This is a genomic window from Shewanella holmiensis (genome assembly GCF_025370255.1).
GTDB lineage: Bacteria > Pseudomonadota > Gammaproteobacteria > Enterobacterales > Shewanellaceae > Shewanella > Shewanella holmiensis.
The window spans coordinates 117,094-129,504 of the sequence record NZ_JAMTCD010000001.1; the positions used below are offsets into that span (position 1 = coordinate 117,094).

Below are 12,411 nucleotides of genomic sequence, written 5' to 3' on the forward strand. Positions count from 1 at the left end.
TATCATAAATGCACCCGAGGTAAAAACACTAGGGCCTGTTGATCTTTGCTGATTGAGTTTTGTTCGAGTTAAAAACGTTTTAATTGAAGCGAATGGATTGATGCCAAGTCATCTAAGCACTCTTTGTTCGCCCAAAACTCATTCAACAAAGAGTAAAACGTTTTTAGCCGAACCCTTCAGGCCGCATTTGTTGGCCATTTGTACTGCGTTATCGACTTATTATGTAGAATAACTACACCACAAATTCTCTGCCTTGTATAAATGACCAACAATTCGCTGCAAAAATAACCTTGAAAAATCAACAGGTCCTAGCGACTATTGGCTTTTCCATTCATAAATTAATGATGCATTATCATTTGTTTGCGGCGTTAAATATGAGTTAGCATCGCCCAGTGTATCTATTTGAGATAAACGAGTATCAATACTAAGTAAGCGCTGTAAATCTTCCACACTGCTAAATAAACCCAGTTTGTAGGTAATGGTCTCTTTACTAAGTTGACTAACGGCAACCTCTTTTACTGCACTGAGTTGTTTGAGATATTTTTCAATTTCAACAATCTGTTTCATGCTAGAAACACCAGTAAAACTCACTGACGTTTCAAGATTATTTCCCGAAGATGCTATTGCATATTGGCTAATATAGTAATCGGCGAGCAAAGTAACAATGCGTTTGGTTGCAGCAGTGACATCCACAGCTTCGCCTTGTTGCATGATAATTGGCTGTAATAACGTGCCTGAATGCGACTTATTATATAAAGCGAGTTGAAATCTTACTTTGTCTGGAGATTCACCAATATCGACCATGGCAAAATAATCGGCTTGATAACGACTAGACGCGATATTAACAGGATTAATAAACATGCCTTTGACATCGGTTGGCGTTACAGCCATTAAATCGTCTAAATCCATCAACGGCAGTAATACTGGGATCCCTTTATTGCTCGACTCTGTGGCAAAGTCGTTTCTTAAAGGGTTTTGGCTTGAATCAGACAAAATCACAGTATCGTTATTTTCAGCCATTGTGACCCATAATAACGTCAGTGGACGCTGAGCACCCCATACAGGCAGATTAGCCTGACGCAGAATATTAATCACACCTTGGTGATCAAAACTAGCTTTGAATACTAAGTCTTCATTTACCTGACTGTAACCGTATTGAATCAATAGCGCTTCAGGGTTATCAATTTGTGCTTTAACCATAGGGTTCATTACCACGCTAGGGCTTCCAGAGTTCTTAAGAAAGACACTTGCCAATGCCTCCTTTAAGGCACTAGAACGAGCACTATCTGTACGAGAAGCGACCACAATATCGGCTTCATCAAGTTTCAATACCTCAGCAGCAAATGCCTGAGCATGAGAAAAAGACAAAGTCATGAATATAAAAGTAAGTAATTTTTTTAGCATTAGGTGACGTAAACGCAATCAAAATAAGTGGTGAAAGTGTAACATAATAAAAATCTATCGAGTATGGTCTTTAGTCACTCTTTTTATCTGATTCTATTAGCATAAAAATCAGGCAACGGGACAACTCGATAGACATAATAAATATAATGGAGTTTACCTTATGAATCGCTTGTCAATCCCACTACAAGGTGCACAAATGCTATTTGTGGCCTTTGGTGCCCTTGTACTCATGCCTCTACTAACCGGGCTAGATACCCGTGTAGCCCTATTCACGGCAGGTATCGGTACCCTATTGTTTCAACTCGTTACAAAACGCCAAGTTCCCATCTTTCTCGCATCTTCTTTTGCATTTATAGCCCCGATTTTATACGGGGTGCAAACATGGGGGATCCCTGCGACCATGGGGGGACTGATGGTGGCGGGATTTGTTTATGTATTATTAGGCCTAACGGTAAAAATAAGAGGCATTGGTTTTATTAATAAATTACTGCCTCCAGTGGTAGTTGGCCCGGTGATCATGATTATCGGATTGGGCTTAGCGCCTATGGCCGTTAACATGGCAATCGGAAAAACCGGAGATGGTTCAATTGAATTAATTAACTCAAATACTGCGTTAATTATTTCATTAGCTTCTTTATCGACCACTATTTTAGTGGCAACTTTTGCTAAAGGTCTTGCTAAATTAATGCCTATTTTAGCGGGTATTATCGTGGGTTACGGTTTGAGCTTATTGTTTGGAGTGGTTGATTTCACCCCTGTTCACCAAGCCGCTTGGTTATCGATACCTGATTTTGTTGCTCCTGAATTTCACTGGCAAGCAATTTTGTTTATGATCCCGGTGGCGATAGCCCCTGCGGTTGAACATATTGGTGATATTCTTGCCATATCCAATGTCACGGGTAAAGATTACATGAAAAAGCCTGGCTTACATCGTACTTTAACAGGTGATGGTATTGCGACTATGGCGGCATCGGCATTTGGTGGCCCACCAAACACCACTTATTCAGAAGTCACTGGCGCGGTCACGTTAACAAAAAGTTTTGATCCACGCATTATGACCTGGACTGCGATAACAGCCATTATTCTAGCCTTTGTTGGCAAATTAGGCGCACTGCTACAAACTATCCCTGTGCCAGTAATGGGAGGGATTATGTGTTTGCTATTTGGCTCTATCGCTGCCGTTGGCCTTAATACCCTCATTCGAAATCAAGTTGATTTATCTGAGCCAAGAAACCTCAGTATTGTTGCGGTCACATTGGTATTTGGTATTGGAGGAATGGCATTTGGGATCGGTTCATTCAGTTTAACGGGTATCAGTTTATGTGGCATCATAGCTATTTTAATGAACTTAGTACTACCTAAAACCCCAGAAGATCATCATTCAGCACATTAATTTGTATGCTAGCCATCCTTGGTGATGGCTATTGTTCCAATTATCTATCAAGCCATTAAAACTTAAATGGGCGTTGACGATTTAACGCCCTAAACTGTAATTCGGTTAGTAGCAAAAATTTTTGTTCATTCGTCATGGTATGCCAACCTAGGATTTCATCTAATGTACGATGGCAACCCAAACAAATATCTTGCTCATCTAAACTGCAATGACGGATACAAGGAGAAACAACATCTTTGGATTCAGCCATGACGATTACTCAGACCACACCGCATATTCGCTTCCATTAATATCAAGAAACTGAAAACGCCTCCCACCGGGGAAATTAAATATTGGTTTATTAATGTGTCCGCCATGTTCAATCACACGACTTTGCGACTGCTCGAGTGATGAACTGTATAAGACGATCAAAGGTGAGCCTTTTCCAGTTGTAAACACTGTGTCTGACTCAAAGAAGCCTCCAGTGATACCGACATCCAAAAAACAGCTATATTTCGGTCCATAGTCTTGAAATTGCCAACCAAACACATGGTTGAAAAACGTTTTTGTTCTAGCAATATCTTTAACCGGAATTTCGAGATAATTAATATGATGATGAGACATGGCGATAACTTTCAATAAAAAAGGTTATCCACAGTATAGCGAATAACCTTATTTTACCCAATTAGCCGTGGTTAAATTCGATCTGAGTAACAGCTAATGATCTACGAGATCTTATTGATACATATAACAGGGATGATTTTTATTAACTGATTAATGCGGCAAATGCACCGATTAGCCCACCAAATACGCCCCCCCAAACCACTAACCACCCAAGATGTTGTTTGATCATTTCTTGAATAATTTGTTTCACTAACTCCGGAGTTAATTCATTCAATCTTTGGTCAACAATATTAGCGACTTTAGCTTGAATGTCAGCAATCACATTAGGCTGCTCTAATTCGTTCAAGAGTATTTGATTAAACTGTTCACTTTCAGACAACTCAACTAATGATTGCTTCATCTTCTCAATAAAAGGCACTTTTAATGGCAGTAATGCTTCAGTGCCACCAAACATGGCGAGCATCGGACCAAGCGACGATTTTTCAACGGTAGACACTAACGCATCGAAAGAAGGTGCCAAATCCACTTTATCAATCACAGGGGCTAAATTAATGGCTTTACTGTCACTTACGGTGAGAAATCTATCGATATTTTCCTCCGTAAAAAACTGCACCATCATAAGATGTTTTATTCCCGCTTTGAATTCTTCAAAACGATTAGGCACAACACCTGAACCATATAAACCAGGCACTTTTTCAAATAACATGTAAACAGCCAGCCAATTGGTTACCGCACCTGAAAGCGCAAATAAACCAACCGTTAATATCAATGGTTGCGTCATAAAATAACCCACAACAACAAATGAAGCGGCAATCATGTTAGTTAACAAACTCTTATTCAACCTATCATCTCCAGATACCAAAACCCCCAGTATTTTAACAGTAAAATACTGGGGGCCGTAAACTATTCGTTGAAGCGTAAACCTAAACTCGCAAGCTTTGCTCGCGATGCCCATCAATTAATTTTACCTGAGCACTTTTTGCAAGCACACCAGCACGAGCAATCATTTGGCTAGCAATACCTTGGTTTCGATACTTTGGTAAAACAAACGCATCTTCAAAATACCAGACAGGTTGTAACATTAATGAAGAAAAAGAAGGATAAAGTTGAATAAAACCGAGAATAATTTCACTTTCAAATGCAACAAAAATAATTGAATCATTTTCAGATAAGCGCTGACTTAAAAAAGTATAACATCCATTTATATCACTAGGATGGTCACAGGATTGGCGGTAATGATCGAAAAGATGACTCAGTGGCTGTAAATCAGCATCGACAGCAAGACGTATGTGCATATTTCATCCTTGAATTACATATTGATTGGCTTATTTTGTTAAATCTACACTCACAGCTAAAAACCATAAACTTATTAAAACCATGAATTACAGAAGTTTACATGTAAATAGTACAAATGTCTATTTGTTGACTATTGGAAAAATAACAAAGAAAAACCTCTCAATCATGCTCATTTTTGGTTAAAATAGTACTATCTTCTTTTACGGCAAAGAGCACCGTATGGCTTCCCTATATTCTCATTTTTCACAACGCCCCCTTTATCAAAAGAGCCTATTTATCGCCTTTTGCTGCTATGCACTATTTTGTTTGATTTTGGGTTTACTTGCTCCCTATATTGCACTTAAAAAAGTACCAGAGCTTATCACAGGGCAAACCGGCCGAGAGAGCCAAATTGAAGATATTCGGTTTAACCCTTTTACCTTCGAGCTGATAGTTGACCGCCTATTAATGGCAGAGAAAGATCCTCAAAACACCTTTGTTGGCTTTGAGAAACTCTATGTCAATTTATCGCCATGGGAGTCTTTGCTTAACCTCGATGTCAATGTGCAAACGATTAAGATTAATAAACCAACTATTAATCTGGCACGAATCACCGAACAGGAATTTAACTTTTCCGATATTATTGCGTTCATCGAAAATAATGCAACGCCGCAATCACAAACTCCTCAGCCGGAACAAACAGGCCTTCCATTTGGGATCCGTATAGATAAAATTGCCATTGAACAAGGTGCAATTTCACTTAGCGATGCTGTCAGTAATAGCCAGGTTGTCTACCCTAGTATTAATCTAGAATTCAATCAATTTGATAGTTTAGCCAAAGTGGTTAAGTCGGCCGAAAACGTGCTTAACAAGATGAATAACTACAAATTAATTCTTAATGACGAACATAATAGCCAGTTAACTTTAGCAGGTCAGTTTCAATTATTTCCGTTTACATTAGACGTAGAACTTGCGCTGAGTGATTTCAACCTTGAGAAATATTGGCAATTTATTGATGAGCATTTCGATATTCAACTCAATCAAGGCAAATTGAATGTCGTGAGTCATATTGCATTAGCAATCGATCCGACCGTCGAAACCCCTTTGCTATTCAACGTATCTAAAACAAACATCGATTTGTCTGGCATTGTCGCTTCACATGCAAATGAACAAAAAATTGCCATCGGGGCAATAAAGCTAAATAACCTAGAAATAGACAGCCAAAGCAAGCAAATTAACATTGCCAGTTTTGAAACTAACCAGGGTGAAATTGCATTAAAGGTTTCACCGACTGGCGCAGATTTAATGACCCTGTTAATGCCCAAAAACCTTACTGATTTAGCAACCGACACAACAGATTCCACCATTGAGCAACCTACTGGGGAGCCAGAATCGCCTTGGCTGGTTACCTTAAGTAAAATAGACATTGCAGAGTATGAATTACACCTAGGTGAGTCTATTGCCAGTGAAAATGTTATTTTATGGAAAATGGATAAAATCAATATTGAAACCGGTGCAATAAAATCAGACTTATCCATACCTTTAACTTATCAAATTTCAGCTCAAATAAATCAAAGCAGCTTGCTAGATTCATCGGGGATATTCAATCTAGAGACTCAATCTTTGGAGGCTGATTTTAGCTACCAGAATATGTACTTACCTAATTTACAGCCTTACATTGAACCCTTTGTAAATATCACCATTGAAGATGGCGTTTTCAATACTAAAGGTAAGCTGACTGTAGATAGTGAAAAGAACTTAATTTATCAAGGCGAAGCTTGGCTTGATAAATTAAATATCAAAGATAATTTACTTAAGCAACCGCTGGTGAGTTGGAAGAGTATGGCAATCAATTCATTGGAATTTGATCGTCAAAAAAGCCAAGTTAATATAGATGAAATTTTATTCGATGAGCTATTTTCTAGAATTATTATCTCAGAAGATAGAACTACTAATATTTCACATTTATTAAAATCTTCAACCACTAATGCTTCAGCGGATAACAGCACAAAACCAAATGCTGATTTAACTGCAAAACAAGAACAAAAATCTGAAAACGTCAACCTTGATATCGATAGTACAGAAACCGCAAATGTCAGCCCAAGTATTGAAATTAACCGTATATCCTTGAAGAATAGTTCTGCATTTTTTGCTGATAATTCATTAACACCTAATTTCGCGTCTGGAATCGAATTACTTAACGGCCACATCAGTAAGCTCTCCACAAACCCTGAAACAATCGCTTCGGTTGATTTAGCAGGTAAGATTGATAAATATGCACCAGTCACCTTAAAAGGTGACATAAATCCTCTATTAGCACAGCCCTATTTAGACTTAAATCTTATCTTTAAAAATGTTGAATTGACCTCGGTTAACCCTTATTCGGGAACTTATGCTGGTTACTACATTGATAAAGGGCAAATTTCATTAGACTTAACCTATAAGCTAAAAAATAATGCTTTAGTGGGTTCAAACCATGTCGTTATTGATCAATTACAGCTTGGTAAACCAAGTAACAGTGACTTAGCAACCAGTTTACCAGTGACATTAGCAGTAGCATTATTACAGGACCGACATGGAGTAATTGATTTAGGCGTTGATGTAGAAGGAGATTTAAACTCACCAAGTTTTAGTTTTGGTAGCATAATTTGGGGGGCGCTCGGAAACATCATTACTAAAGCAATCACAGCGCCATTTAGCTTGCTAGCCAATCTGATAGGTTCTGACGAACCGATGAATAACGTCACCTTTGAATACGGTGATAGTAAGATTAGTGACAGCCAAGGTAAGCATTTATTGGCGTTAACTGAAGCGTTAATCGATCGCCCGCTGCTCATTGTCAACGTTAAAGGTGATATAGACGCTATCAATGATAGCCAAGCTCTTGCTGAACAAAGCTTAAAAATTAAACTTGCCAAAACATCAGCAATCGACATTACTGAATTTCCAGCAAATTTATCAGCAAGTCAATTCCCTACCTCAGGCCCGTTAAGCGACGCACTGCATCAGCTATACAGTACTGAAATGGGGCAAGACCCAGACGAGGTAAGACAAAGCATCATTACTGAAAGCCAAACCAAGTTGCCAAAAGAAGACTTAACGGATAACGAGGTGATGATTCGTTGGCATATTGCTTTATACAACTTACTTAAGAATTCACAAATTGTTGATTCTGCAGATTTAGGTATTTTGGCTCAAAAAAGAGCCAAAGCGGTTAAATCATTTTTAGTAGACCAAGGAAAAATAGAAAGCCAAAGAATATTCGTTATGGAAAGCCGTATTAATGCCAAGCAACAAGCGGCGCAGGTTGAGCTAGAGCTTCAAGCAAACTAAGTTGAACTTGGTTTAAAAATCTATTTTCAGCGACTATGGTCAACGCTAACTGCGTAGGATAGCATTGCAATTGCCACATAAACTTTCCTTGTTAGCGATGCAAAGATCATATTTAACGGGTAAATAGATGAAAGTTAATTTTCTCAATCCGGCTAATTCATCAATTGACCTGATAGAGGTTAACTAAAATAGTTAAAAGTGACATTAATGATAGAGGGATTCTTCACTAGCGCCTTTTATCTGAATCTCCAATAAAGTAAAATTACATTTTACTGATATGCCAACAGTATTTTTACACACCAATGAGGTTTTTATGTTTGTAGTACGCTGGATTTTGGGTCGAATTATTCTTTTACTCAATTTTATTTTTGCCCCAAAGAAACGTCAACGGTCTTTAGATGACCAACAACAAGTTGACAAAAAAGCACAATCTTTGAGTCTTTATCAGTACAATGCCTGCCCTTTTTGCGTTAAAGTTCGCCGTGAGATGCGTCGCCAGAATTTAAATATCAATTTAGTTGATGCAAAACAAGATAATAATAAGCAGGAATTAATATCAGAAGGCGGCAAACTACAAGTGCCGTGTTTAAAAATTAGTAACAATGGCAAAGTTGAATGGTTATATGAATCAAAAGCCATTATGAATTATCTTAATTCAGAGTTTGCTTAATTTTGTAAATGAGTAAAGTGAAATATTATTCGTCTTAACTCTATTTTACTTTGCAAATCACTTAAGTCTTCCCAAACAATCAATGATATTTGTTGTTGAACTATAAGGTCATTTCAGTGTTTAAAATTTTTATGTCGACTTCCATAATCCTTCTCCTGACAGCTTGTAGCGCTAAAGCCATCGATCCGATGGAGTTTGCGGGTCAGTTTAAAGATAAATTTAGCACCGAAATTAAAGGAGATGGCATAAAGCTGTTTGTTTATAGTGCAAAATTAGCTACCGCAGCAGACCGTAATGTTACCGACGCCTCAGCAAACCGACCACCAATTGATCGTCGTAAACAAGATGCTCGCAGTTATACGCAAGAAATGCGTGATAAACAAGAGTTTCTTGAACTGTGGACTCAGCAGGTGCAAGTTGGATTAGACAAAACCATTGCAATGACAGGTTATTGCAAGCAAGGCTTTATCGAGTTAAGCCGCTACATTGAACCTGAACGAGGTGAGATTCGTGGTGAATGTAATGATGGCGCCACGGATGAAGATATCAATACATTTGGACGTTAGGGGTTTTAGCCAACTTAGGCTAAAATGACGTTATGAATTTTTGCGATTGCTTGAAGCTATCGAATATCAGCCATTGAAGATGTATTATGAATAAAAAACAGCAAATGATTAAAAAATTGGCCAAGCGTGCCAAGGCGAGACAAAATAAAGTTGTTCCAGACAACCCAAGCTCCAAGCCAAAAGAACGCTATATCTCCAAAGCTGAGCGTGCAAAATTAGCATTAGAACAAGAGTCACCAGCAGAAACCCTTGTTGAAACCCAAACAGCTTCAGCTGATTAGTGATTGAATGTCTAATAAAAACGCCAATCAAATGATTGGCGTTTTTATTTTCAAAATATAACTTGAGACTTAACTATTGTCATGCGCAATTTCTGCAGGCATATCATCTCGTAATTTCTGCCACATTTTGCCGCTTTCAATACCGTTTAATCGCATCAATGCTGGTACGGCTTGATAATTCTTATCGCGAGCAAGTTTTTCTAATTCAACATAAAAATTAAACGCTAATTTACGTGCATCTTTGCTTGAAAAATAATAACGCCCTACTCGGCTATAAAGGCCTTTAAATCCATTCAAAATTAGAACGTATAGCGGATTTCCAGAGGCGAAAGCTAAAGTATGATGTAGGCGATAATCAAAATCTGCATACGCTTCTGCATCATCCGATAAAAGATGAACTGTCGATAATATCTCTTGCGCTTTTTCAGGGTTATGGCGGAATGAGGCTCTAAAATAGATAGTGCTAACATTGGCGCGAGCAGACATCAATTGATCAACCAATAATGGAAAGCCATCTGGGTTTAAATCAGCAATCGTTTCTAAAATATTTAATCCTGAGGTTTCCCAGAAATTATTAACCTGTGTTGGCTTGCCATGTTGAATTTTCAACCAACCATCACGTGCTAATCTCTGTAACACTTCACGAAGTGTTGTACGAGTAACACCGATAAGTTCTGAAAGCTCACGTTCCGCAGGCAATATTGAGCCTGGTGGAAATTTGTTGTCCCAAATTGAACGAACAATGTATTTCTCTGCAAAACTTGCAGGACCTTTGGCATTGATAATCATCAGCCTAAATTTCCTATACTTAACTTGGCGGTTGTAGCTGACAAGCTACTTGAATTAAAACTGATCATACCAGAGAAGTGGAAAATAAAAACATTTGTTTAATCACAACACATTCGATGGCTATTTAATAACCAGCTACTTGTTAAGATGTCTTGAAAATTCAACTGTTTTTATGATGCAGCTCAAGCTTTTGAATTACAATTAAGCTTTATTTAAGCTAAACTAGCGCGAAATTACAGAACCGAATTAAGAATTAATGCCTTACTCGTTAAGATAAAGGTATTTAAATAAGTTCATTATGATGAGTTTAACGTTACTGAACCACAGCAGAACTCAGTCAAATTAATACCCGTTAATTTAGCGTGTTAAAATATTTGACTGCAGAAAAAAACATCCGCTTTGTTATCAGTTTTACATTACGCCAAAGCTTAATGATGCTTAATTTGGGCAAAAAAATCATAACATAACAATATCGGAGTGGCGAATATGCCAGCAACCCAAGCTCAAGCGATGTTTAGTAACTTTTTAGGTCACTCGCCTAAATGGTACAAACTAGCCATTGTGTCATTTCTTGTAATCAACCCATTATTATTTTTTTATGTCAGCCCATTTATCGCAGGCTGGGTATTAGTCATAGAATTCATTTTTACCCTAGCGATGGCATTAAAGTGTTATCCACTGCAACCTGGCGGATTACTTGCTATCCAAGCTGTAATTATCGGTATGACCTCCCCCTCGCAAGTATTACATGAAATAGAAGCCAACCTGGAAGTCTTGTTGCTGCTTATCTTTATGGTGGCAGGCATCTATTTTATGAAGCAATTATTACTATTCGCTTTCACTAAGATGATCACCAAGATCCGCTCTAAAATTGTCGTTTCTTTGATGTTTTGCGCAGCATCGGCATTTTTATCAGCGTTTTTAGATGCGTTAACGGTTATTGCCGTCATCATTGCTGTCGCTGTAGGTTTTTACTCTATTTACCACAAAGTGGCTTCAGGCAAAGACTTTAGCTCTAACCACGACCACACAAATGAAGAAAGCAGCCCGCAATTAAATAATCAAGAATTGGAAGATTTTCGCGCCTTTTTACGTAATCTACTGATGCATTCTGGTGTAGGTACTGCACTTGGTGGTGTTTGTACCATGGTGGGCGAGCCTCAAAACTTAATCATTGCAGCACAAGCACATTGGAACTTTGGTGAATTCTTTATTCGTATGGCTCCTGTAACTATGCCGGTACTATTTGCAGGTATCTTTACTTGTTTCATGGTTGAGAAATTAAAATGGTTTGGTTATGGTGCTCAACTTCCTGAAGCGGTTCACCGCATTCTCACCGACTATGCTAATTACGAAGACCAGCATCGTACAAGACAAGACAAAGCAAAATTATTCATTCAAGCTTTAGTCGGTATTTGGTTAATCGCAGGTTTAGCATTACACCTTGCTTCTGTGGGCTTAATAGGTCTTTCTGTGATTATTTTAACCACAGCCTTTAATGGCATTACAGATGAACATCAAATCGGTAAAGCATTTGAAGAAGCATTACCCTTTACTGCGTTACTCGCGGTTTTCTTTGCCATTGTTGCAGTAATTATTGATCAACATTTATTTGCCCCCGTCATTCAATGGGCTCTTAGTTATCAAGGCAATACTCAATTGGTTATCTTCTATATAGCCAACGGTTTATTATCTATGGTTAGTGATAACGTGTTTGTTGGTACGGTTTATATTAATGAGGTCAAAGCGGCGTTAGTTTCTGGGCAAATTACCCGTGATCAGTTTGATTTATTAGCTGTGGCGATTAATACTGGTACAAACCTACCATCTGTTGCCACACCAAATGGACAAGCCGCATTCCTATTCTTGCTCACATCGGCACTTGCACCGCTTATCCGTTTATCTTACGGACGTATGGTATGGATGGCTTTACCTTATACCATCGTATTATCTATAGTGGGTGTAACCATGATTGAATCAGGATTTTTAGCCGATATGACGACGTATTTCTATGATAATGCTTGGTTGATACATCACTCAGCTAAGGACATAGGCGGCGCCGTTTCAGGTCATTAACATCTGTTAATCGTAATATCT

General features: G+C 38.2%; 12 protein-coding genes. 6 read left to right on the forward strand and 6 right to left on the reverse strand.

The genetic code is table 11. The features are described 5' to 3' along the window. Positions 1-315: 315 nt before the first annotated feature. Positions 316-1,404 (reverse strand): DUF2066 domain-containing protein, encoded by a 1,089-nt coding sequence (locus NE535_RS00490; protein WP_261296740.1) that lies wholly within the window; start codon positions 1,402-1,404, stop codon positions 316-318. Between the two features lie 160 nt (positions 1,405-1,564). Here NE535_RS00490 and NE535_RS00495 point away from each other — a divergent pair, with 160 nt between their 5' ends. Then, positions 1,565-2,797 (forward strand): uracil-xanthine permease family protein, encoded by a 1,233-nt coding sequence (locus NE535_RS00495; protein ID WP_261296741.1) that lies wholly within the window; start codon positions 1,565-1,567, stop codon positions 2,795-2,797. Between the two features lie 55 nt (positions 2,798-2,852). Here the strand turns inward: NE535_RS00495 and NE535_RS00500 are convergent, their stop codons facing one another. The 4 genes from NE535_RS00500 to NE535_RS00515 all read right to left on the reverse strand — a co-directional run bounded on the left by NE535_RS00500 (position 2,853) and on the right by NE535_RS00515 (position 4,695). Beyond that, positions 2,853-3,047: a DUF1289 domain-containing protein gene (locus NE535_RS00500; protein ID WP_261296742.1), complete on the reverse strand. Its 195-nt coding sequence runs from the start codon at positions 3,045-3,047 to the stop codon at positions 2,853-2,855. A gap of 5 nt (positions 3,048-3,052) precedes the next feature. Continuing rightward, a complete protein-coding gene (locus NE535_RS00505; RefSeq protein WP_261296940.1) occupies positions 3,053-3,400 on the reverse strand; it encodes a VOC family protein in 348 nt (115 codons plus the stop codon). Positions 3,401-3,542: 142 nt separating this feature from the next. After that, complete coding sequence (locus NE535_RS00510) at positions 3,543-4,241, reverse strand: DUF445 domain-containing protein (RefSeq protein WP_261296743.1); 699 nt, start codon at positions 4,239-4,241, stop codon at positions 3,543-3,545. Between the two features lie 82 nt (positions 4,242-4,323). Then, positions 4,324-4,695: a GNAT family N-acetyltransferase gene (locus NE535_RS00515; protein WP_261296744.1), complete on the reverse strand. Its 372-nt coding sequence runs from the start codon at positions 4,693-4,695 to the stop codon at positions 4,324-4,326. A gap of 220 nt (positions 4,696-4,915) precedes the next feature. On the opposite strand from NE535_RS00515, the gene NE535_RS00520 reads away from it, so the two are divergent. The 4 genes from NE535_RS00520 (at position 4,916) to NE535_RS00535 (ending at position 9,525) form a co-directional block, all read left to right on the forward strand. Further along, entirely contained in the window at positions 4,916-8,008 is a 3,093-nt protein-coding gene (locus NE535_RS00520; RefSeq protein WP_261296745.1) for a DUF748 domain-containing protein, read from the forward strand. 313 nt (positions 8,009-8,321) lie between these two features. Then, on the forward strand, positions 8,322-8,678 hold the full coding sequence (locus NE535_RS00525; RefSeq protein ID WP_261296746.1) for a glutathione S-transferase N-terminal domain-containing protein: 357 nt from the start codon (positions 8,322-8,324) through the stop codon (positions 8,676-8,678). Positions 8,679-8,794: 116 nt separating this feature from the next. Next, positions 8,795-9,244: a hypothetical protein gene (locus NE535_RS00530; RefSeq protein WP_261296747.1), complete on the forward strand. Its 450-nt coding sequence runs from the start codon at positions 8,795-8,797 to the stop codon at positions 9,242-9,244. Positions 9,245-9,330: 86 nt separating this feature from the next. Continuing rightward, the gene (locus tag NE535_RS00535; protein WP_261296748.1) at positions 9,331-9,525 is read left to right on the forward strand and encodes a DUF2986 domain-containing protein; all 195 of its coding nucleotides are present in this window, start codon (positions 9,331-9,333) and stop codon (positions 9,523-9,525) included. A gap of 69 nt (positions 9,526-9,594) precedes the next feature. On the opposite strand, the gene fadR is transcribed toward NE535_RS00535, so the two are convergent. Continuing rightward, positions 9,595-10,314 carry a fatty acid metabolism transcriptional regulator FadR gene (gene fadR, locus NE535_RS00540; RefSeq protein WP_261296749.1) on the reverse strand — a complete coding sequence of 240 codons (720 nt, stop codon included), beginning with the start codon at positions 10,312-10,314 and terminating at the stop codon, positions 9,595-9,597. A 486-nt stretch (positions 10,315-10,800) separates the two neighbouring features. On the opposite strand from fadR, the gene nhaB reads away from it, so the two are divergent. Continuing rightward, positions 10,801-12,390, forward strand: a complete 1,590-nt coding sequence (gene nhaB / locus NE535_RS00545) for a sodium/proton antiporter NhaB (RefSeq protein WP_261296750.1) — start codon at positions 10,801-10,803, stop codon at positions 12,388-12,390. The last annotated feature ends 21 nt before the right edge of the window (positions 12,391-12,411 follow it).

Bases quoted from the DNA above. Each gene is read 5' to 3' on its own strand.
- NE535_RS00520 (WP_261296745.1), top strand. From the start codon at position 4,916: ATGGCTTCCCTATATTCTCATTTTTCACAACGCCCCCTTTATCAAAAG.
- NE535_RS00500 (WP_261296742.1), bottom strand. From the start codon at position 3,047: ATGGCTGAATCCAAAGATGTTGTTTCTCCTTGTATCCGTCATTGCAGT.
- fadR (WP_261296749.1), bottom strand. From the start codon at position 10,314: ATGATTATCAATGCCAAAGGTCCTGCAAGTTTTGCAGAGAAATACATT.
- NE535_RS00515 (WP_261296744.1), bottom strand. From the start codon at position 4,695: ATGCACATACGTCTTGCTGTCGATGCTGATTTACAGCCACTGAGTCAT.
- NE535_RS00490 (WP_261296740.1), bottom strand. From the start codon at position 1,404: ATGCTAAAAAAATTACTTACTTTTATATTCATGACTTTGTCTTTTTCT.
- NE535_RS00495 (WP_261296741.1), top strand. From the start codon at position 1,565: ATGAATCGCTTGTCAATCCCACTACAAGGTGCACAAATGCTATTTGTG.
- NE535_RS00535 (WP_261296748.1), top strand. From the start codon at position 9,331: ATGAATAAAAAACAGCAAATGATTAAAAAATTGGCCAAGCGTGCCAAG.
- NE535_RS00505 (WP_261296940.1), bottom strand. From the start codon at position 3,400: ATGTCTCATCATCATATTAATTATCTCGAAATTCCGGTTAAAGATATT.
- nhaB (WP_261296750.1), top strand. From the start codon at position 10,801: ATGCCAGCAACCCAAGCTCAAGCGATGTTTAGTAACTTTTTAGGTCAC.
- NE535_RS00525 (WP_261296746.1), top strand. From the start codon at position 8,322: ATGTTTGTAGTACGCTGGATTTTGGGTCGAATTATTCTTTTACTCAAT.